Origin of the sequence: Halopiger goleimassiliensis, assembly GCF_000455345.1 — an archaeon.
Taxonomy (GTDB): Archaea; Halobacteriota; Halobacteria; order Halobacteriales; family Natrialbaceae; genus Halopiger_A; species Halopiger_A goleimassiliensis.
In genome coordinates, this window is sequence record NZ_HG315690.1 from 2,514,042 (window position 1) to 2,533,798 (window position 19,757).

The following is a 19,757-nucleotide window of genomic DNA, read 5'->3' on the forward strand; positions in this document are numbered from 1 at the left end:
GCGAAGACCTCGCACGATGTCGTCGGGCAGCCTCGCAGTCGCTCACGGGTCGCACTGCTCCCCGTTCGCGTTTCGAGGTGCTCCCGGAGGTCGCACCTCGCTTCGCTCGGCTGGCCGACAGCGCGCGCCACCGCGGATAGATTGGCTTCTTACGAGAAACTACATTGCCTTACCGAACGTCGTATCGAACGTTGCAAAACCGGTACGCGAACTGCACGTTTGCGCTCTTTCGTCCGATCACTCCGACCTGTCCGGCCGAAACACGCGCGCTCGAGCGTCGGTGGAGACGCCGTAGGTCGCCTCCTCGACGGAATCCGGAATCGACGTGTCGTCGTACCGGGCCTCGAGCGACGCGGTGACGGCCTCGCGGACGCAGGCGCGAGCGGCCGCGCCGACCGGGGTCGCACTACCCGAAAAGGCCGCGGGCGTACCGTCCGGATCGTGACCGGCGACGACGGCGTCCGTCGTAGTGCCGGGGAAGCCGGTCCGCGCGAGTAGCGTCGCGGCCTTCGCCTCCGCGGCGACGGCCACAAGGTTCGCCAGCGCCCCGTCGGGCAGGGATCGGGTCGTTCCGACGAGGACGTTGACGGTTCCGACGGGACTCGAGTCGCCGTCTGCCGCGTCGGGATCGCCGTCGGCGGTATCGGTCTCGTCCGGGAGCGACCCGCCTGGGGGATCCATCGGGAGCGCCGCAGGGTTCGAGAGGCCGACCGTGGCGTAGGCCGTGACCGGCCCGCAGCGCGCGCCGCGAGCGTGAGCGACATCGACGCCGGTGAGCAGCGCCGGTCCCCGAGCCGCGTCCGTTCGTCGGGAATCCGCGAGGAACCCCGCTCGCTCGAGGCGTTCGGTCACGTAGGCCGCCAGATCCGTTCGGTTCCAGCCCTCGGGGACCGAGAGGTTGTACGCGCAGTCGGCCCGTACGCGGCCGCCGTTCGCGCCGGTCGAGAGCCACTCGGTCCCCGGACGCGCGATCCGGAGGACGCCGTCGCGAACGAGCGCGTCGTAGCCGGGATCGCCGTCGCTCATGCGTCGGAGACGCCGAGCGCCGCGAGCAGTCGATCGTTCGCCTCGCGGTCCTTGATCGCGACCCGGACGTGTGAGTCCAGCCCGCGGAACGTCGTCGCGTCGCGGATCGCCACGCCCGCCTCGCGGGCCGACGCGACGACCGCCGAGACGTCGCGGTCCCCGACGTCACAGCAGAGGTAGGGGGCGTCCGAAGGGACGACGTCGAACCGCCCCTCGAGGGCCGCGCGAACGCGGTCGCGCTCGCTGGCGACGCGCTCGCGCGTCTCGCGGACGAACGACTCCTGTCGGAGACAGTACGCGCCCACCTCGGCCGCCGGCGTGCCGAGCGACCACGCCCGGCGGGCCGACTCGAGCGCCTCGCGCCGATCACCGAAGGCCACCACGTAGCCGGCGCGCAGGCCGGGGAGGCCGTACAGTTTCGTCAGCGAGCGTGCGACGATCACGGATTCGCGCTCGAGCGTCGCCGCCGAGGGCAGGTCGGTGTAGCCGAGGAACGCCTCGTCGACGAGGACCGTCGTCCCGGCCTCCGCACAGCGGTCGACGAACGCCTCGAGCGCGCCCGGATCGGCCGCCTCGCCGGTCGGGTTGTTCGGCGTGCAGACGACGGCCAGCGCGCAGTCCTCGAGCAGGGCGATCTCGTCCGCGGATCGCGTGCCGACCGAGAGCAGTTCGTCGTACCGGACGAACCGCGCCGTCGCGCCCTGGAGTCGGGCCTCGCGGGCGTACTCGCCGAAACTGGGGTACGGGAGCAGGACCTCGTCGCCCGGCTCGAGCGTGACCGCCATCGCGAGTCTGATCGCGTCCAGTCCACCGGCCGTCGGGACGACCGCCGACTCCGGACAGCCGATCGCGTCGGCCGCCGCCGCACGGAAGTCGGGGTAGTCGTCGTCGGGATAGCGCCGGGCGGACTCGAGCGCGTCGGCGTAGACCTCGGCGACGCCGTCGGGCGTCCGCGGGTTGGTGTTGGCCGAGAAGTCGAGGAGGTCGGGATCGGTCTCGCCGCCGTGGGGAACCCGCGGCGTGTTCCGGACGGACTCAGGGTCCACGATCACCCTCCATCGGTCCATCTGCGGCCGCATCGGCATCCACCGGCCCGTCGGCGTCCGCGTCGATATCCGTCGATCCGCCGGCTTCGGCGTCGATACCCAGCCGTTCACAGACGGCCGCGAACCGATCGCGAACCGCGGTCATCTCGCCGTCGGGAACGAGCGAGAGCGCACCGCCCATCGCGACGCCCTCTTTCGCCTCGCCCGCACAGTAGCGCGCCATCGCGACGTGATCGCGCTCGTCGAAGCCGGGGTCGGTCACCACGAGGTCGCAGTCGAGTCGGTCGCAGTCGGCCGGGAGGTCGTCGCCGCGCTCGTCGGCCACGAACGAGGTCGTCGCGATCGTCAGGTCGGCCTCGACGCCGGCGTGACGCAGGAGGGCGGCGACGGCGACCATCTGCGTGCCGCCGGCGAGCGTCACGTCCGTGCCGGTCTCCAGCGCGCCGGCGGCGATACCGGCGACCGTCGGCTGAACCGGATCGCCGACCGCGCGGATCGCCTCGAGCGGCTCTCCCTCGCAGGATCCGGGCTCGAGGTCGCTTTCCTCGAGGGCCTCGTCGACGACCCGATGCTTACGCTCGAGGGGGTTGTCGGGCAGCGACGAGGAGACGGTCGCCGGTTCGCCCAGCGCCGTCAGGACGCCGAGCGCGGTCGTCGTCCCGCCGGGGACCGTCTCGCCGATCAGCAGACGATCGTCGGGGAGGCTCGAGCCGAACGCGTGGGCGCGGTCGTAGATTCCGGCGGCGTCGGGGACGGCGACGGGGTCGCGGATATCCGCACCCGGGTCGACGTCGAGGTCGACCGTCGGCGCGCCCGTCGGCCGGGAGAGTCCCGCGTCGACGACCGTCAGGTCGAAGCCGACGACCTCGCGGACGGCGCGGGCGACCGCCGCGGGCGTCGGACAGCCCGACGGCGAGACCGGCGTCACGGGCGCGAGCGTCGGCCGGCCGTACGCGAGGATCTCGACGTCCGCCGACGGCGTGTGGGCCATCAGCTCCGGGGCCGCACCCGCGGCGCTGATGCCGTCGATCAGGGCCGTCTCCGTCGTCCCGGCGGGGAGCACTACGCGCACGGGTCCCCCTCCGATCGGCGTCGCTGCAGGTGGCTCGCCGCTACGCGGGCGTCGGTGCGTCTGTTCACGTTCACCGCGAGTCGCGGATCGTAGTGGATGGCTGTCATGGTTTCGTCACTGCTGCCGACGACGTTGATCCCCGTCGGCGCGAGGTGGGGTGCCCCCTCGAGCGTGGCATCGACGCCGACGCCGAGGCGACGTTTCAGCGCGACCGGAACGCAGACCGTCCGCGAGGCGTCGCGTTCGCCGTGAAACGCGAGGATTCGATCGACGACCGTCGCCTCGAGCAGCGGCAGGTCGGCGGCGACGGTGAGCACCGGCGGCTCGACGGCGGGACGCTCGAGGACCGCCCCGAGGTCGGCGACGTAGCCCTCGCCGGCCGTCTCGACGGTCGTCACGGTTGGCGCGTCGTCCTGCTCGAGGTGGGCACGCGTTTCGGGCGCGTTCGGCGAGACGGCGGCGTAGATAGTCTCGACGCGACTGGCTGCGAGCGCCTCGCGGACGCGATCGACCATCGCCACGCCGTCGATCGGGTGTAGCGGTTTCTCGTGAGGGCTCTCGAGCCGCGAGCCCTCGCCGCCGCACATCAGAATAGCGTCCACGCGATCACCCCCGCGTGGACGCCGACGACGCGTCCGATCTCGTTCGCTGCGCCGAAGATATCGCCGTTGATCCCCCCGAGATGGTGGTTCGCCCAGACCCAGGGGAGGCCGATCCCCGCGACGGCGGCGACGAGTGCGACCGCGGCAGCGGGGTGGGGCCAGGTCAGTACCGCCGCGGGCAGGGCCAGGACCGCAGGCGCGACGAGCGACGCAGGACTGGCACCCTCGGTGAACTGCCGGCCCATCCCCTCGTAGCTCGCCCGGCCGAAACAGGCCATCGCGGCCATCCCGAGCTTTGCGCCGACCTCGGCCGCGACGGCGACGCCGACCGCTGTGACCGCGGCGAGGGAGGCCAGCGAGAGGCCCGCCAGCGCCAGTCCGGCCACCACGACGGCGATCGCCAGGATCGCCCCGACGCCCGTCGTGGTGTCTTTCAGCACCTCCCGGCGGCGTTCGACATCGCCGTGGACGACGAGCGCGTCGCCGAGGTCCGCGACGCCGTCGAGGTGGTGGATCCCCGTCACGGCGTACACCGCGAGCAGGTAGGCGAACGCGACCGTCGGCTCGGGGAGCGAATCGATCGCGAGCAGCGGAAGCGCCGCCAGCCCGCCTGCGACGTAGCCGACGACGGGAAACGCCGCGGGCGTCGTCCGGAGCGCGTCCCAGTCGCCGTCCCGGAACGGGACGGGGAGCCGCGTCAGAAATCCCAACCCGCCGCGGATCGCGCCGAGCGAGCGCCCGATCACGGGGCCACCTCCGCGAGGCGTTCGGTCACGCTCTCACCCCCATCGACTCGAGCGTCGTCGTAGCCGCGGACGCGATCGTAGGCGCGACGGCGTCCGAGAGCGCCGCGAGGGCGACGGCGACGAGCACCGCGACGACAGCGGCCCGGCCGACGATCGTCACGGCCCGTTCGCCGTCGGCAACCGTCGGGAGCGGTGCCTCGGGATTCAGCTCGTAGACGCCCGGCTTCGAGAGCCGAACCGAGAGCACGCAGGCGAGCGTCGCCATCGGCCACCCCGAGTTCGGCGACGGCGGCGCTCGAGCCCACCGACGGGCGCGCCACAGCGCCCGGGGACTCCCGGCGGCGACGGCGATGGCGACCGCGGTCACTCTCGCTGGGAGCCACATCACGAGGTCGTCGAGGCGCGCGCTGGCCGTCCCGTGGGGCTTGTCGGGGTAGCCGAGCATCGAATCGAGCGTGTTGACGCCCTTGACCCAGGCGGCGACGCCGGCGGCCGCGGGCAGGGACAGCGGCGCGAGCAGCGCGAACGGGAGCAACGTCGCGACCAGCCCGTCGGCGAGGTTCTCGGCCGCGCTCTCGACGGCCGCGCTCCGGAGTTCCGCCGGCGAGAGCGCGGAGGCGTCCCGGCCCACGAGCCCGCGGACCTTCTCGCGGGCCGTCTCGAGGTCGCCGTCGGTCGCCGCGAGGACGGTCTCGGTCAACTCGAGCAGCGAGCGGAGGCTGATCGTCACGAAGAGCACGAGACCAGCCAGGACGGCCCCCAGCAGTGGATCGAGCGCGAGGCCGAAGGCGACGAGCCCTCCGGCGGCGAGGGCGGGGACGAGCGGGACAGCGAGCGCGATCCCTACTCCGACGAGGCGCTGTCCGCGATCGGTTTCGACCCACTCGCGGTCGAGCGCGCCGACGAAGTGGCCGAACCACGCCACCGGGTGGACGGCGTTCCGGGGTTCGGCGAGCAACAGGTCGAGGCTGAAGGCCAACCCCAGCAGCGCGAGCGTCGTGATCGTCACGGTCGTACCTCCGCTGGCGTCCGCGTTCGGTACAGGATCGCGTCGACACGTGTCATCGCCCCCGCTCCTCCGCGTCCGTCGGTCCGTTCGGGTTCACTGGTCCGTCCGCGAGCGTCGCCAGCCGGTCAGGTACCGCCTCGAGCGGCGTCTCCTCGAGCAGGACGGCAGTGCCGCCCACCTGCTCGATCCCGCCGTCGGTTCGCGGATCGTCGCCCACGTGTACGAGATCGGCGGGCGCGACGCCGAGTTGGTCGGCCGTCTCCGCGAAGATTTCGGGCGCGGGTTTGCGCCAGCCACAGCCGACGCTCGAGACGACGGCGTCGAAATCATTGCGCCCGAACGCGGCCCGGACGAGCGTCCGGCCGACGAGTTCTGGGACGCTGCAGTTCGAACAGATGGCGACGGGACCGTACTCGCGGGCGGCCTCGATGGCCGCGATCGCGCCGGATCGCGTCTCGACCGTCGGGTCGAACGCCGAGACGACGGCCCGTCTGGCCGCGTTCCCGGTCCCCGCGAGGTCGACCCCGCGACTCGCGAGCGCGCGGGCGACGTGTGCCGGCAGCGGCACCTCCGCGCCCTCGGGGGCGTCGACGTGTCGCTCGCGGTAGGCCGTCTCCCAGTCGTCGGGGACTGGCACGTCGCGGCGCTCGAGTTCGCGCGCGACCGCCGCGGCCGGATCGTCGGGCCGGTCGACGGTCACGAGCGTCCCGAAGAGGTCGAACGATACTCCCACGTTCGTGTACCTAGCCCAAGTTGACTTTAGGGTCGCGGTTCGTGCAGCGTTACTCCGTTCGCGACACGATCGAGAGGAGTCTGCTGTGGTTCAACTCACACTCGTTTGCGGTCCGTGATCCGAACACCTCCGCACGGCGTTACTCGAGCGGGATCACGTTCGACTCGAGGTCTCGTGGGTAGTAGGTGAGGCGGTCGATGCCATCCTCGGTGATCGCGATCGTGTCGGAGTGGCGGTAGCCGTACGTGTCGGTGTAGAGGCCGGGTTCGATCGTCCAGACGTGACCCGGTTGCATCACGGCGTCGTCCGCGTCGTAGGTCGTGTGGTCGCTCTCACAGTGGTCGGCCCAGCCTCGGTCGATGTACGGCGGTTCGTGGCCGCCGAGGCCGATGTTGTGGCCGACGTGGTGCTGGGCGAGGTCGGCGACGCCCTGTTCCTCGAAGTAGATGCGAACAACCCGATCCACCTCGGCGATGGGGACGCCCGGGCCGAGCGCGTCGATCGCGATCTCCTGGGCTTCCTTCATGACCTCGAAGTAGTGGGCCTGCTCGTCGGTCGGTTCGCCGAGGAACATCGTCCGCTCGAGTTCGGAGCGGTAGCCGTCGACGTTCGCGGTCGCCCCCGTGATCAGGACGTCGCCGGCCTCGAGCCGCCGGTTCGCGGTGTGGCCGTGCGGGAGTCGCGTCTGCTCGCCCGTGATGTACCCCGCGTGGACGGGGCCGTCGCCGCGGGTCCGGGGCACGTACCGGTCGCCGAGCGCGTCGAGCATCGCCCGCGAGGCGTCCATCGACGCCCGCTGGCTCACCGTCGCCGGATGCGCACCGGGTTCGGTGTAGTCGGCGAGGTAGCGATGGCCCAGGTTCGCCCACCGGGCGGACTCGCGGATCAACTCGACCTCGAGGTCGGACTTCTCCCAGCGCATCCGCGAGACCCACTCCTGGGTCTCCCCCTCGAGGAACTCGGACAGCGGCGGTCCCTGGTAGCCCATCACCCCCGGCGCGCCGTCGGCGTCGGCCGCGACGCGCTCGACGTCGAGGGCCTCGAGCATCCCGTACGCAGTACGGATCGGTTCGCCGCCCGGATAGTCGTCGTAGTGGTAGACGTCCTCGATACGGGGGTTCTGGCTCACTCGCTCGACCTCGAGTCGGGGGACAGTGATCGCGACGTGTTCGTCGGTCACCGCGAGGACGACGGGTCGTTCGGTCTGGATGTGGCCGAAGCCGGTCAGGTACTCGATGCTGGTCGCGCCGAACCAGACGCCCGCGTCGGCGTCAGTCTCGGCGAGTCGGTCGCGAACGGCCGCGAGCCGTCGCTCGAAGGCGTCGGCCGGAACGTGCGTGGCCATACGACTATCGGCGGGGAGATGCGGGAAAAACGTTCAGGTAACGGAACCCGGGACGCTCAGTCGAGGCGCGCGAACGCGAGGTTGCCGGAGATGTTCTTGATGTAGATGTCGACCACGTCGCCCTCTTCGGCACCGGGGACGAAGATCGTGTACTCGCCTTTCTCGGCGACGCCGTCGCCCTTGCGGCCGGTACCGGTGATCTCGACGGTGTAGGTCTTGCCCTCCTCGACGGCCTCCTGCTGCTGTTGCTGCTGGCTGCTCGCCGAGCGCTTCGTGACCGGTCGGAAGGCACCACAGGCGTCGCAACGAAGCATGGGCGTGCGGTCCTCGCGGACGAGGCGGGTGTCCGGCAGGCCACACTCCGAACAGAGGACGTACTCGTCGACGTAGGCGTCGACGGCGGCGTCGAAGTCCTGCTCGGAGAAGGTGCCGTTGTAGCGACCGCGGCCGTCCTCGAGTTTGCCGCTGGTCCCCATCTCACGCTGGACGAACCGGTGGAGGTGTTCGGCCTCCCGCGAGAGGGTGTCGGCGATCTCGCCGAGGTTCGTGAATCGCGTGAACGCGCCGTCTTTCTGCGTCTCGGCGTCCGGAATCTGGAGTCGCTGTTCGTCGCCCCCGATGTCGGGAACGTCCTCCATCGCACGGTCGAGACTCGATTCGTAATCCATACGCGAGGGAAGGCGACCGGGACGTAAATCGGTTCTGCTATCGCAATCGGGGGACGAGGCGGAGATCGTCGTGATCGATCTCGCGATGGTTTCGAGCGGATCGCCACCGCGTCAGAGCGAGTCGCTGCCCCGTTCGCTCGGCGAGCCCTGTTTCTCCTCGTCCAGCGCCGTGAGGTCGCGCTCCGGGTTGGCCTCGTTCGGACTGCCGGCCTGGCCCGTGAGCTCGCCGTAGACCGCCTCGCGGACCTCTTCGGGACTCTCGTACTCTTCGCCCGCCAGGCGATCGAAGACGTGACCGAGGGTCTCCGTCTCGTTGGGCAGGTCGATCGGTTCGCTCCCGTACTCGGCGGCGATCTCCTCGCTCGTGACGGGGTACTCGAGTTCGCCGAGGTCGCGCTCGACCGTCTCGAGGATCGACTCCGTCTCGTCGGCGCGGTCGGATTTGCGCTGCTCCGCCCGATCCTGTGCGCGGTCGCGGCTGGGGCCGTCCTGGCTCATGGGCGGCGCTACCGCCAGCCACCGCAAAAGGGTCCGGCCGGCGTCTGCGGGTTCGGCCGGGACTCCGCTCGATCCCTGACTTCAATGGCCTGCGTACTGTCCAGCGACCGTTTATGTGGTTTCGATCCCAAGCCATTGGTGACCCTGGCTCGCGGTGGCGCGTTGCCCGACGGCTACCCGTTTTCCAGGGTCACTCTCGCTCTCGAGCGGCGCGTCCGTACGGCAGTGCCAGCGGCATCGGTGGCCCTCGTTCACTCGCCACCGAGATAGCCGATCGCCTCCGCGTCGCTCACCTGCCCGAACTCGCGGTAGTACTGCCCGACAGCGCGGAACTCCCCGGGTGTCCGGAGCGCGATCACCATGTCGGCCTCCGCCTCGAGTTCTTCGACCGACCGCGGGGAGCCGACGGGCACTGCCAGGGTGACCGATCCGGCACCCGCCTCCCGCACCTGCCGGAGACAGGCCGTCGCGGTCGCGCCGGTCGCCACGCCGTCGTCGACCACGACCACGTCCAGCCCCTCGAGGTCGGGCAGTCCCGGCTCGTCGCGGTAGCGGTCGGCCTTCTCGCTGGCGTTTTCGGCCTCCTCCTCGCGGACCGACTCGAGGTAGTCGTCGCCCACGCCGAGTCGATCGATCAGGTTGTCGTTGTACCGGACGCTGCCGTCGCTGGCGACCGCGCCCAGCGCCAGTTCGGGGTTGTCCGGTGCCCCCATCTTCCGGGCGACGACGACGTCCAGTTCCGCGTCGAGGGCGTCCGCAACGGGCCGGGCGACGGGCAACGCGCCCCGCGGAATCCCGAGGACGACGTCGGCTGCGAGGTCGCGGCGCTCGAGTTCGGTCGCCAGTCGGCGGCCGGCGTCGGTTCGGTCCTCGAACATGGGTCGTCGTACGCGATCCGTACACTACGGTTTGACGTGGCACACGACGGGCGTCCGGCGGCGGGAGACGCCGGAACACGCCTGCCCAACGGCTACCGGTCCGCCGACGAACCCCCGAGTATGGAGCGGCTCCAGCGAACCCTCTCGAACGTCTCGGAGGGCGACAACGACAACGGGCGCGTCGGCATCGTCGCGGGTGCGATCGAGTACCCGAACCAGCCGGCGCTCGTCGGCCGCGCGGCACTGCGTACCGGCTCCGATCACGTCAGGGTGTTCGTCGCCGACCCGATCTACGAGATCGTCGCGAGCCACGACCCGAACCTGCTGGTCGACCGCTACGCGGGCGAACAGTTCGAGGCGAGCGCGGTCGAGCGCACCCGCGAGATAAGCGACTGGGCCGACACCCTCGTGATCGGTCCCGGCCTGGTCGACGCCGACGAGACGGCGATCCACGAGGCGGTCGACTGCGTCGACGTGCCGACCGTCGTCGACGCGCTCGCGATCGATCCCGTGCTCGGGGCCGACCTCTCGAACGCCGTCCTCACGCCGAGCAGCGCCGAGGTCGGCCCGATCGAGGACCGCTACGGCTCGCTCGAGGAATTCACGACCGGGACCGGCGCGGTCGTCGCGCTGACCGGCGACGTCGACGAGATCGTCGCCGACGGCGAACGCGTCGAGAACGAGACGGGGACCTCGGCGCTGACCGTCGCGGGCACGGGCGATACGCTGGTCGGGATCGTCGCGTCGCTGCTCGGCCAGGGGATGGACCGCGCCGAGGCGGCCGAACTCGGGGCGTGGATCCTCGGCAAGACGGGCGAACTCGCCACGGCGGAGCACGGCCCCGGCGTCGTCGCCACCGACGTGATCGAGCGAGTTCCGGACACGATCAGGTGATCGATCGCGCGCCACTCGTGGAGAGACGCCACCCCGGCAAACCTTACGCGTCCGCTCGTGGTACCGCCGCGTATGTCGCAGTCGACCACCCGCTCCGCGAATCGGAGCGACGACACCGATCCCGGCCGCGAGATCGATCATCCGCTGTTCGCCGTCCTCTACGACCTGTTGCCCCAGTCGCTGGTGGTCGCGCCCCACCGGGAGTACCTCGCACGGGACCTCTCCGGGCGGGTGCTCGAGCTCGGCTGCGGGACCGGCGACCAGTTTCCCTACGTCGCCGCCAGCGCGGCGGACGACCTCGAGTATCACGCGATCGAGCCCGACCCGAACATGCGAAAGCGGGCGATCAGCGCCGCCCACGACGCTGGACTGGCGGTCGACCTCCGCGACGCCCGGGCGGAGTCGCTTCCCTACCCCGACGACGCGTTCGACGCCGTGGTCTCCGGGGCCGTCTTCTGCACCGTGCAGGACCCGGCAGCGGCCCTCGCGGAGGTCGCCCGCGTGCTGAAACCCGGCGGCGAGTTTCGCTTCCTCGAGCACGTCCGCGCCGACGGCTGGCGTGCGCGGGGACAGGACCTCCTGACGCCGCTCTGGGAGCGAGTCGCCGGCGGCTGTCACCTGAACCGGAACACGGTCGATCGGTTCGTCGCGCACGACGCGTTCGCGGTTGAGGACGCCGAGCGCATCGGCCTCGGCGTCTTTCCGGTACGCCCCGTCGTCCGCGGTCGACTACGACGACGCCGCGAGGGAGTGGTGGATTTATCGGACCTCGCGCCCGCGGTGGGAACGTGAGCGACGAGCGACTGCGGATGACGCCGGGGCCGACCGAGGTTCCCGCCGCCGTCCGCGAACGGATGGCCGAACCGCAACCGAACCCGGACGTCGAGTCGGCGTTCTTCGACCGGTACCGCGCGCTGACCGACGACCTCGAGACCATTTACGCGGCCGACGCCGACGGCGACCCGAGCGACGCCGACCGCGACGTCGTCGTGCTGGGCGGCGAGGGGATCCTCGGCCTGGAGGCGGCCGTCGCGTCGCTGGTCGAGGACGGCACCCGCGTCCTCTGTCTCTCGAACGGGCGCTACGGCGAGGGGTTCGCCGACTTCGTGACGGACTACGGCGGCGAGGCCGTCACCCTCGAGGTCCCCTGGCAGGAGACGCTCGAGGCCGACCCGGTTCGCGACCGCCTCGAGCGCGCGGCCGACGAGGGCGAACCGTTCGACGTGGCGACGATGGTCCACTGCGAGACGCCGACGGGGACGCTGAACGACCTCGAGCCGATCCTCGACGCGCTCGACGAGCACGAGGTCGTCAGCGTCGTCGACGCGGTCTCCTCGCTCGGCGGCACGCCCGTTCCGACCGGGAAGGTCGACGTCTGTCTCGGCGCGAGCCAGAAGTGTCTCAGCGCGCCGCCGGGGCTGACCACCTGCGCCGTCAGCGACCGGGCCTGGGAACGCATCGCGTCCGTCGAGAACCGGACGTACTACGCCGACCTCGAGCCCTGGCGAACCGCCGCCGACGAGGAGTGGTTCCCCTACACCCACCTGACGGCGAACCTCGCTGGCCTCGAGGCCGCCGTCGACCGCCTGCTCGAGGAGGGACTCGACTCGGTCTTCGAACGCCACGAACGGGCTGCGAGCCGCTGTCGGGAGCGGGCCGCGGACCTCGGCCTCGAGACCTATCCGGAGCGGGAGGCCGACGCCTCGCCGACCGTGACCGCGCTCGCGGTCGACGGCCGGGCGAGTGACCTCCAGCAAGCCATGCACGAGGACCACGGGATCGTCCTCACGACCGGCCTCGGCGACCTCGAGGACGACATCCTGCGGGTCGGGCACATGGGAGAGAACGCCCGCGTCGATCGCGTCGAGCGGACGATGGACGCGCTCGAGGCCGTACTCGAGTAGGGTCGGCCAGCCAGCCTTGCTTACGTAGTAGACTTCGGGGGGTGCTCGGGAGGATCAAACACCCGTCGAGATTCCGTCCTGGCGCGCGCTGTCGTCCGGTCCAGGGAAGCGAGGGATGAGCGGAGCGAATCCCTCGAAGGGCGAACGGGGAACGCAGTGACCCGTGAGCACCTGCGAGACCGGACGACCAAGCCGTGGAGGGATGAACGAGCGACTAGTGCGGGACCGAGGTCCCGCATACCATGCGAACGGGCAGAGCGCGGCGCTACGCGCCGCGATGTCGGGGCGGCGCAGCCGCCCCGCCGTGCCCGTGAGCAGACGACGGGAGCGAGTGAATCGGCTGGGGAGTGCGAGGCGCGAACGGAGTGAGCGCCTCGAAACGCGAACGGGGAACGAACGCGAGGGATGAGCGAAGCGAATCCCTCGGAGACCGAACGGGGAACGCAGTGACCCGTGAGCAAGTGACCCGTGAGCAAGTGACCCGTGAGCGGCGTGGCCACTCCTCGAGTCCACGGTAGCAGAACGGTTCATTTCACCGAAATTCTCTCGCGAACACTCCAGGCAATAAGTGCCCCAGGATACCACAGAGCGACGTCGTACGAAGCCGGAACGTGCAGGTGGAACCGTTTCCCGCCGGTCAGGCGTAGGCGTCGATATGTCCGACCCCGACCGGGAGCCAACCGAGAAACCGACCCGCGACAGGGAGGAGGCCGAAGACGAGGGCCAGTGGATGGCTCGTAACTGGCTCGGGATCGCCGCGGTCTCGATACTGGGACTGTTGCTCATCATGGTCGCGATGATGCAGGCGACCGGGCTGATGGACGTGTTCGGGCCGGTTGCCGAGACCGAAACCCAGCAGTGGGCCGCGTTCGGCGCGCTCGTGGTCGTCTGGCTGGCGCTCGCCGGCTGGAGCTGGCGGGCGATCGCGGGCTAAGCGGGTGTGAGGGCTCGAGGGCGCTACCCGCCCGCTACCGCGGCGGTGGCGCTCGAGTCCGTCGAACGCGTCGGACTACTGTAACGAAGCGATCCGATCGTCACCGACAGTACGACCAGTCCCGGGGTCCGTCTTCGTTCTCCGCGGATGTGGGCCGGTTGTCGTCGGGGAAACACGCCTCGCTGCAGTAGTGGGTCTCGACGGTGGTTCGGTCGGTCCTGACGATCCGGCTGAGTCGGTACTCCCGCGGGCCGATCCTCGCGCCGCATGTCTCGCAGCGATCGGCGGCAGCGTCGGCGTCAGCGGGTTCGGACTCGAGGCTCGAATCGGCGGGCTCGTCGGGGTCGCTCGGAGGAAGTCGGGAGACCGTCGGCGGGTCGGCGTTCGAATCCACCATACGCGGACCTCCACGACGCGCCGTAAATAGGTCAGCACGACTGTCAGTTACTGATGACAGTATCGCGTCGCTGACGCTCTTCGATTCGAACCCGTCGGAACCGGATTCTTGCACTCGGTTCCGGTCGTCGGACGAGTCGCCGATGACGGGGCATGGGAGGGCGAACCGCCGGCATGGTGGACGGAACGGTCGGACGACTCGAGCGACGGTGTGGTAGGTGCACCCGTAGCACCCCTGAAGCGGAACAAAACCCGTTTAGTCGGGCCGCTCGAGGGACGGATAATGAGTACGAGTTACCGGATCGGGCTGGTCGGCAAACCCTCCGTCGGCAAGTCCTCCTTCTTCAACGCGGCGACGATGAACGACGTGCCCGAGGGCGCGTACCCGTTCACGACGATCGATCCCAGCGTCGGCGAGGCCTACGTCCGCGTCGAGTGTGCAGCCCCCGAGTTCGACGAGGAGTGTACCCCCAACGTGGGCTACTGCGACTACGGCACGCGGTTCGTCCCGACGAAACTCGTCGACGTCGCCGGCCTGATCCCCGGCGCGCACGAGGGCGCAGGCCTGGGCAACCAGTTCCTGACCGACCTCAACGAGACGGACGTGCTCGTCCACGTCGTCGACTTCTCCGGCCAGACCGACCTCGAGGGCGAGGCCACCGAGGACCACGATCCCCGGGAAGACATCGACTTCCTCGAGGCGGAACTCGACCAGTGGTACCTCGACGTCCTCGAGAAGGGCATCGAGCGCTACGAATCGGGCTACACCACGGAGGACGACGCCATCGAGGAAGAACTCGCGGAACAGATGAGCGCGTTCAAGACCAACGAGGACGAGATCAAGCGGCTCATCCGCAGGACGGACGTCGGCTTCGACCCCGAAGAGTGGGAGGACGAGGACAAACTCGAGTTGGCCCGCGAAATTCGGAAGGAGACCAAGCCGATGGTGATCGCGGCGAACAAGATGGACCTCCCGGCGGCACAGGAGAACTACGAAGCGATCACGTCGGATCCGGAGTACGACCACCTCACGTTCGTCCCCTGTAGCGCACACGCCGAGAAGGCCCTGAAGTCGGCGGACAAGGCCGGTGTCGTCGACTACCGGCCGGGCGACGCAGACTTCGAGATCACGGGCGACGTCTCGGGCGAACAGGAGCAGGGACTCGAGCAGATTCGGGCGTTCCTCGAGGAGTACGGCGCGACGGGCGTCCAGGCCGCCCTCGAGACGGCGCTGTTCGACGTGCTGGGCGTCGTCCCCGTCTTCCCCGGCGGCGCGAACGGCCTCGGGAACGAACGCGGCGAGGTGCTGCCCGACTGTTACCTGATCCCGCCGGGATCGACGGCGGAGGACTTCGCGTACAGCCTCCACTCCGACATCGGCGACGGCTTCCTCCACGCGATCGACTGTCGGAGCAACCGCCAACTCGGGGCCGACTACGAGGTCGAACCCCGGGACGTGATCGAAGTAATCACGACGAACTGACCCCCAGTCCGTCGCACGCGGGTCCGTCGATCACTCCGCAGGCTGTCGTTCGTCGGTGGGGTGGAGTTCCTCGTCGACCAGCGTCTCGTAGGCCCGTCGGAACCGCTCGGAGAGCGCCTGGTGGGAGATGTCCAGTTCGTCGGCCAGTTCCTCCATCGACACCTGGCGGGGGATCTCGAAGTAGCCGTGTTTCAGCGCCGCCTCGAGCGCCTCCCGCTGCTGAGGGGTCAGTCGCGTGTCCGGTTCGGTGCCGTCGGTGACGTCGCTGACCCGCCGCAGGTCCACGTTGACGCCGTCGTCGACGAGCCGATCGTAGGCGCTGGTGAGCGCGTCACGGTCGGGGAACCGAACCCGGACCTGCCACCAGCCGTTCGATCCCCAGGTCTCGAGCAGCGAACCGCCGTCCTCGAGGATCGGATCGCAGAGTTGCGGAATGCCGTCCCCCTCGGTGAACCCCACGTCGTACAACAGACGGGTTCCCGTCTCGACGAGCAGGTCGTACTCCGTGACGTCGGAATCGGCGTCGAACGCCGACTCGATGGCGTCGCGGTCGACGCCGGAGACCCACAGACAGGGGTTGGTCTTCGACACCGACGACTCGAGTTCGAACGTCGCGTCCGGTGCGTGCTCGAAGGCCGTCGCCAGTGTCGTCTCCGACGCAGGAAGCCGGAGCTCGGCTATCGTCGACATCACCCGTGGTACACCACCGAACCCCATAAATCGCAGTTCGCGGGGAACTGACTGTCAACGCCGTTGATATCGGCCGTCCACCCGTCGGCCGAATCGTCACGTCGCGTCGAGGTCCTCGAGCGCGCGCTCGAGGGTTCCCACGTCGTCCTTGCCCGTCCGGTCGGGATTCGCGAGGACGCGCACGGGTTGACTGCCCAGCGAGACGAATCCCATCTCGAGGTCGGCTGCCGTCTCGGCGAGGCCGAGCGCCACGTCGGCGTCCCCAGCGAGGACCTTCCGCGCGGGACTCTCGTGGGCACGCAACGCCACCTCGAAGCCGTCGATGGAATCGGTGAGCGCGGCCCGGTCGGCGTCGCGTTCGGCCGCGAGGTCCTCGAGCGCTCGCTCGAGGCTCGTCCGCAGTCCCGAGTCGGTCGTCCGGTTGACGAAGCGCAGGTCGCGGTCGACGAGGTCGGTGAGGCCGTCGATCCCTGCTGGATTCCCCTGTGGGACCACCAGTCCCCACTCGCGCTCCCAGCGCCCGAGTTCGGCGGCGTCGATCGCGCGCCTATCGGCGCGCTCCGATTCGGCGGCTGTCGCCGCCCCGACCTCCCGCTCGAGCGGTCCGGCGACGACTGCGACGTCCGGCGTTTCCTCCCGGAGCCGCCGAAGCCCCGGTCGCGAGCCGACGGGGAGGTACCGGGGCCGCTCGAGGCGGTCGAGCAGGCGATTCAGCGTCGGATCGTCCTCGCCGACGCCCAGCAGGGTCGGCGGCCGGACGTCCGGGGAGAACAGGCGGACCGTGACGGATTCGCCCGCCTCGAGGTAGTCCGTGTCGGGGTCGACCTCGACGACGCCGTCCGCGTGCGCGAGGCTCGTCGTCGCACCGCTGCCCTTGTCGACGGGGTAGACCAGCGTCTCGCCTGCGGCGTCACCCGCCTCTTCGCCCCCCCCAGCCCCGGTTTCGACGAGGCCGACGGGCATCAACCGGAGGCGGCCTTCGTCGTAGCGTTCCTGGCGGGCCATCCGTCCCGTCACGGTAGCGGTCTCGGGTTCGGGGAGTCCGGCGGCCTCGCGGATCGCCGGTGCGACGAACGTCCGGAAGACCATCATCGCGGAGACCGGATAGCCGGGGAGGCCCACGTACGCCGAGTCGTCCAACCGGCCGACGAGCATCGGCTTGCCGGGTTTGACGCGGACGCCGTGGAGGAGCAGTTCACCCTGCTCCTCGATCACGCGGTAGATGACGTCGACGGCGCTGGCGCTGGTCGACCCCGAGGAGAGTACGAGGTCGCACTCCGCGGCGGCCTCCCGGAGGACCCGCTCCATCTCGTCCTGGTCGTCGCCCGCGTGGGGGTAGAGGACGGCCTCGCCGCCGGCGTCCTCGACGCCCGCCGCGATCGTGTAGCTGTTGACGTCGTAGATCTCGCCGCTCGCGCTCTCGAGGTCCTCCCCGGGCCGGACGAGTTCGTCGCCGGTCGAGACGATGCCGACTGTCGGCGGCGCGCGGACGGGCACCTCGTCGATCCCGAGCGCGGAGAGCAGGCCGATGTCGCGGGGCGTGATCCGGGTCCCCGGCCCGAGCGCGCGTTCCCCCGCCGCGACGTCCGCGCCGGCGAACATCACGTTGTCGCCGGGCGCGACCGCCGTGCGGATCAGCACCGTCTCTCCGTCGTCCGCCGTATCCGTTCGTTCCACGGGTACCATCGCGTCCGCGCCCGGGGGCATCACCGCTCCGGTCGAGATCTCGACCGCCTGCCCCGTCTCGAGGTCGACCGCGGGTTCCTCGCCGGCGTGGACTTCACCGACGACCTCGAGGCGTGCGGGATCGGCCTCGTCCGCCCCGAAGGTATCCCGCGCCCGGAGCGCGTAGCCGTCCAGGCTCGCCCGGTCGAACCCCGGCACGTCGCGGTCGGCGTCCAGTCGCTCGGCGAGCACCCGTCCTCGTGCCTCCTCGAGGGAAACGCGTTCGACGCCGCCGGCGAGCGCCAGCGAGTCGATCGCCTCGCGGGCCGCCGCGGGCGAGGCGAGGTCGCGAAACTCCTTGCGGTTCATACCGGCAGTTGGTGGCGGGGGCTCAAAAACGTCGGTCGAACGGGGCCGCCGTCCGGCCGAACGGATCGGATTCGGTGGTCCGTTTGCAAGCTGATCGGGGCCTCGATCCGGCCGGATTTCTCCGCTAGCTGTTAGAATGGATGGTGAACGATAGTGGTGTATTCGCGCCTGAATGTGCGAATCGATCCCGATAGGGTCCGGAATATGAAGTGTTTTTGCCGCGCGGGACGAACGGACGAGCGTGGCTTTTCGTCCGGAATCGATCCCGAACCCGATCCGGTGGCTCCTGCTCGCGGTGGGCGTCCTGCTCGCGCGCGTCGGCGTCGTCGACCGCCGTCGCGCCGAGCGGACGACCGACCTCGCCTGGCCGCGGATCGTCACGGGGATCGCGCGCATGTCCAAGTCCGCGGCCGACGTGGCGATGGTCGGGGTAGCCCTCGGGCCGGCGGCCATCGGCGGGGTCGGCCTCGCGACGCCGTACTGGGGGCTGGCCTTCGCGGTCGGCGGCGGCATCGCCGGTGCGACCATCGGGCTGGTCTCCCAGCGCTACAGCGGCGGGACCGCCCGGGGCGTCTCGCTGGCGGTGACGACAAGCGCCGTCGTCGTCGCGACGGTCACGGTGCCGCTTGCCGCCCTCTACTGGACGGCCCCCGACCTCCTGATCCGGCTGGTCGGGGACGACGCCGCCTCGATCGCCTTCGGCGCGGACTACCTCCGAGTCGTCGCGCTCGGCGTCCCCTTCGCCGCGTTGAACCTCATCGGGAGCCGGACGCTCGTCGGTGCCGACGACGCCTGGACGCCGATGATGCTGCGGGCCGGCGGCGCGGTCGTCAACGTCGCGCTCAACGCCGTCCTGATCTTCGTCCTCGAGATGGGCGTCGTCGGCGCGGCGATCGGTACCGTCGTCGCCAACGTCGTCGTGCTCGCGGCCTTCGTCGTCGGCTTCACCCGCGGCCGCCTGCCGCTGATCGGCGCGTTTCCGGTGACCGTCTCCCTCGCGTGGCCGCCGATCACGGTCGGCGAGGTCCGCGACGTGGTCTCCATCGGGACGCCGCTCGCACTGACGAACGTCGCGCGTCGCGGCGCGCAGTTCCCAATGCTCGCGATCGTCGCCCTGTTCGGCCCGAACGTCCTCGCGGCCTACGTCGTCGCCCGCCGCGTCCGGGACCTGATGGACACGCCGGGCTGGGGCTTCTCGCTGGCCTCGAGTAGCCTCGTCGGCCAGGAACTGGGTACCGGCGACGAGCGCGACGCCGACAGCTACGGCCGCGAGGTGCTCTGGTTCGGCACGAGCGTCTACCTCGTCAGCGGGGCACTCGTGTTCGTCTTCGCCGAGCAGGTGGGCCGCGTCTTCGTCGACGATCCGTCGATCCTGCCGCTGGTGACGACGTTCATCGCGGTCGCGTGCGTCAGCGTCGTCTTCCGGGGCGTCAGCGGCGGCGCGACCGGCCCGCTGCGAGCCAGCGGCGACACCCGGTGGCCGTTCTACGGCCAGGTACTCGGCCTCTACGTCGCCGCTCTGCCCGTCGCGCTGGCCGGTGCCATCTCGATCCCGCTGCCGGGCCTCGCAAGCGTGACGCCGCTCGGAATCGAGGCGCTGTACGCCGCGTTGATCCTCGAGACGCTCGTCCCGGCCGTCGTCACCTACCACCGGTTCGCGAGCGGCCACTGGAAGGCGATCAGTCGGTCCTACCGCCCCGGTTCCTCGGCGAGCGACTAGCTGCGGGCTACCCGAAAACCCGCTCGATAGGAGTCCAACGACCAAGCCGGCGGAATCCTGCCGACGAGAGCGGACGGTG

20 protein-coding genes are annotated in these 19,757 nt (G+C 70.3%); 6 read left to right on the forward strand and 14 right to left on the reverse strand.

Going from position 1 to position 19,757, the window contains the following annotated elements:
• Positions 1-237: 237 nt before the first annotated feature.
• From TX79_RS12290 to TX79_RS12340, 11 genes are all read right to left on the reverse strand, one after another.
• Positions 238-1,026 (reverse strand): adenosylcobinamide amidohydrolase, encoded by a 789-nt coding sequence (locus TX79_RS12290; RefSeq protein WP_049927732.1) that lies wholly within the window; start codon positions 1,024-1,026, stop codon positions 238-240.
• Positions 1,023-2,072: a pyridoxal phosphate-dependent aminotransferase gene (locus TX79_RS12295; protein ID WP_195892497.1), complete on the reverse strand. Its 1,050-nt coding sequence runs from the start codon at positions 2,070-2,072 to the stop codon at positions 1,023-1,025. The genes TX79_RS12290 and TX79_RS12295 overlap by 4 nt, the downstream gene beginning before the upstream one ends.
• Positions 2,062-3,144, reverse strand: a complete 1,083-nt coding sequence (gene cobT, locus TX79_RS12300) for a nicotinate mononucleotide-dependent phosphoribosyltransferase CobT (protein ID WP_049927733.1) — start codon at positions 3,142-3,144, stop codon at positions 2,062-2,064. The genes TX79_RS12295 and cobT overlap by 11 nt, the downstream gene beginning before the upstream one ends.
• On the reverse strand, positions 3,135-3,731 hold the full coding sequence (locus tag TX79_RS12305; RefSeq protein ID WP_049928382.1) for an NTP transferase domain-containing protein: 597 nt from the start codon (positions 3,729-3,731) through the stop codon (positions 3,135-3,137). The genes cobT and TX79_RS12305 overlap by 10 nt, the downstream gene beginning before the upstream one ends.
• Entirely contained in the window at positions 3,731-4,492 is a 762-nt protein-coding gene (gene cobS / locus TX79_RS12310) for an adenosylcobinamide-GDP ribazoletransferase (protein ID WP_049927734.1), read from the reverse strand. The genes TX79_RS12305 and cobS overlap by 1 nt, the downstream gene beginning before the upstream one ends.
• Positions 4,493-4,517: 25 nt before the next feature.
• The gene (gene cbiB / locus TX79_RS12315; protein WP_049927735.1) at positions 4,518-5,501 is read right to left on the reverse strand and encodes an adenosylcobinamide-phosphate synthase CbiB; all 984 of its coding nucleotides are present in this window, start codon (positions 5,499-5,501) and stop codon (positions 4,518-4,520) included.
• Positions 5,502-5,553: 52 nt separating this feature from the next.
• On the reverse strand, positions 5,554-6,234 hold the full coding sequence (locus TX79_RS12320) for an HAD family hydrolase (RefSeq protein ID WP_049927736.1): 681 nt from the start codon (positions 6,232-6,234) through the stop codon (positions 5,554-5,556).
• A 139-nt stretch (positions 6,235-6,373) separates the two neighbouring features.
• Entirely contained in the window at positions 6,374-7,579 is a 1,206-nt protein-coding gene (locus TX79_RS12325; protein ID WP_049927737.1) for a M24 family metallopeptidase, read from the reverse strand.
• A 56-nt stretch (positions 7,580-7,635) separates the two neighbouring features.
• Positions 7,636-8,247, reverse strand: a complete 612-nt coding sequence (locus TX79_RS12330) for a translation initiation factor IF-2 subunit beta (protein ID WP_049927738.1) — start codon at positions 8,245-8,247, stop codon at positions 7,636-7,638.
• 111 nt (positions 8,248-8,358) lie between these two features.
• Positions 8,359-8,745: a DUF5789 family protein gene (locus TX79_RS12335; RefSeq protein ID WP_049927739.1), complete on the reverse strand. Its 387-nt coding sequence runs from the start codon at positions 8,743-8,745 to the stop codon at positions 8,359-8,361.
• Between the two features lie 251 nt (positions 8,746-8,996).
• Positions 8,997-9,623 carry a phosphoribosyltransferase gene (locus tag TX79_RS12340; RefSeq protein WP_049927740.1) on the reverse strand — a complete coding sequence of 209 codons (627 nt, stop codon included), beginning with the start codon at positions 9,621-9,623 and terminating at the stop codon, positions 8,997-8,999.
• Between the two features lie 120 nt (positions 9,624-9,743).
• Here TX79_RS12340 and TX79_RS12345 point away from each other — a divergent pair, with 120 nt between their 5' ends.
• The 4 genes from TX79_RS12345 (at position 9,744) to TX79_RS12360 (ending at position 13,355) form a co-directional block, all read left to right on the forward strand.
• Positions 9,744-10,517 carry an NAD(P)H-hydrate dehydratase gene (locus TX79_RS12345; protein ID WP_049927741.1) on the forward strand — a complete coding sequence of 258 codons (774 nt, stop codon included), beginning with the start codon at positions 9,744-9,746 and terminating at the stop codon, positions 10,515-10,517.
• Positions 10,518-10,589: 72 nt separating this feature from the next.
• Positions 10,590-11,309 carry a class I SAM-dependent methyltransferase gene (locus tag TX79_RS12350; RefSeq protein WP_049927742.1) on the forward strand — a complete coding sequence of 240 codons (720 nt, stop codon included), beginning with the start codon at positions 10,590-10,592 and terminating at the stop codon, positions 11,307-11,309.
• Complete coding sequence (locus TX79_RS12355) at positions 11,306-12,421, forward strand: pyridoxal-phosphate-dependent aminotransferase family protein (RefSeq protein WP_049927743.1); 1,116 nt, start codon at positions 11,306-11,308, stop codon at positions 12,419-12,421. Before TX79_RS12350 ends, TX79_RS12355 begins: the two co-directional genes overlap by 4 nt.
• A 655-nt stretch (positions 12,422-13,076) precedes the next feature.
• Positions 13,077-13,355, forward strand: coding sequence for a hypothetical protein (locus tag TX79_RS12360; RefSeq protein WP_049927744.1), 279 nt, complete (start codon positions 13,077-13,079; stop codon positions 13,353-13,355).
• A 100-nt stretch (positions 13,356-13,455) separates the two neighbouring features.
• Here TX79_RS12360 and TX79_RS12365 read toward each other — a convergent pair whose 3' ends face one another.
• The gene (locus tag TX79_RS12365) at positions 13,456-13,752 is read right to left on the reverse strand and encodes a DUF7576 family protein (protein ID WP_049927745.1); all 297 of its coding nucleotides are present in this window, start codon (positions 13,750-13,752) and stop codon (positions 13,456-13,458) included.
• A 282-nt stretch (positions 13,753-14,034) separates the two neighbouring features.
• Here TX79_RS12365 and TX79_RS12370 point away from each other — a divergent pair, with 282 nt between their 5' ends.
• Positions 14,035-15,234 carry a redox-regulated ATPase YchF gene (locus TX79_RS12370; protein WP_049927746.1) on the forward strand — a complete coding sequence of 400 codons (1,200 nt, stop codon included), beginning with the start codon at positions 14,035-14,037 and terminating at the stop codon, positions 15,232-15,234.
• Positions 15,235-15,264: 30 nt separating this feature from the next.
• Here TX79_RS12370 and TX79_RS12375 read toward each other — a convergent pair whose 3' ends face one another.
• Positions 15,265-15,924, reverse strand: coding sequence for a helix-turn-helix domain-containing protein (locus TX79_RS12375; RefSeq protein WP_049927747.1), 660 nt, complete (start codon positions 15,922-15,924; stop codon positions 15,265-15,267).
• 96 nt (positions 15,925-16,020) lie between these two features.
• A complete protein-coding gene (locus TX79_RS12380; RefSeq protein ID WP_049927748.1) occupies positions 16,021-17,958 on the reverse strand; it encodes a molybdopterin biosynthesis protein in 1,938 nt (645 codons plus the stop codon).
• 241 nt (positions 17,959-18,199) lie between these two features.
• Between TX79_RS12380 and TX79_RS12385 the strand changes: the two genes are divergently transcribed.
• Positions 18,200-19,678 (forward strand): MATE family efflux transporter, encoded by a 1,479-nt coding sequence (locus TX79_RS12385; RefSeq protein ID WP_230198575.1) that lies wholly within the window; start codon positions 18,200-18,202, stop codon positions 19,676-19,678.
• The last annotated feature ends 79 nt before the right edge of the window (positions 19,679-19,757 follow it).

Bases quoted from the DNA above. Each gene is read 5' to 3' on its own strand.
- TX79_RS12290 (WP_049927732.1), bottom strand. From the start codon at position 1,026: ATGAGCGACGGCGATCCCGGCTACGACGCGCTCGTTCGCGACGGCGTC.
- TX79_RS12305 (WP_049928382.1), bottom strand. From the start codon at position 3,731: ATGTGCGGCGGCGAGGGCTCGCGGCTCGAGAGCCCTCACGAGAAACCG.
- TX79_RS12325 (WP_049927737.1), bottom strand. From the start codon at position 7,579: ATGGCCACGCACGTTCCGGCCGACGCCTTCGAGCGACGGCTCGCGGCC.
- TX79_RS12330 (WP_049927738.1), bottom strand. From the start codon at position 8,247: ATGGATTACGAATCGAGTCTCGACCGTGCGATGGAGGACGTTCCCGAC.
- TX79_RS12335 (WP_049927739.1), bottom strand. From the start codon at position 8,745: ATGAGCCAGGACGGCCCCAGCCGCGACCGCGCACAGGATCGGGCGGAG.
- TX79_RS12340 (WP_049927740.1), bottom strand. From the start codon at position 9,623: ATGTTCGAGGACCGAACCGACGCCGGCCGCCGACTGGCGACCGAACTC.
- TX79_RS12345 (WP_049927741.1), top strand. From the start codon at position 9,744: ATGGAGCGGCTCCAGCGAACCCTCTCGAACGTCTCGGAGGGCGACAAC.
- TX79_RS12350 (WP_049927742.1), top strand. From the start codon at position 10,590: ATGTCGCAGTCGACCACCCGCTCCGCGAATCGGAGCGACGACACCGAT.
- TX79_RS12360 (WP_049927744.1), top strand. From the start codon at position 13,077: ATGTCCGACCCCGACCGGGAGCCAACCGAGAAACCGACCCGCGACAGG.
- TX79_RS12365 (WP_049927745.1), bottom strand. From the start codon at position 13,752: ATGGTGGATTCGAACGCCGACCCGCCGACGGTCTCCCGACTTCCTCCG.
- TX79_RS12370 (WP_049927746.1), top strand. From the start codon at position 14,035: ATGAGTACGAGTTACCGGATCGGGCTGGTCGGCAAACCCTCCGTCGGC.
- TX79_RS12375 (WP_049927747.1), bottom strand. From the start codon at position 15,924: ATGTCGACGATAGCCGAGCTCCGGCTTCCTGCGTCGGAGACGACACTG.
- TX79_RS12380 (WP_049927748.1), bottom strand. From the start codon at position 17,958: ATGAACCGCAAGGAGTTTCGCGACCTCGCCTCGCCCGCGGCGGCCCGC.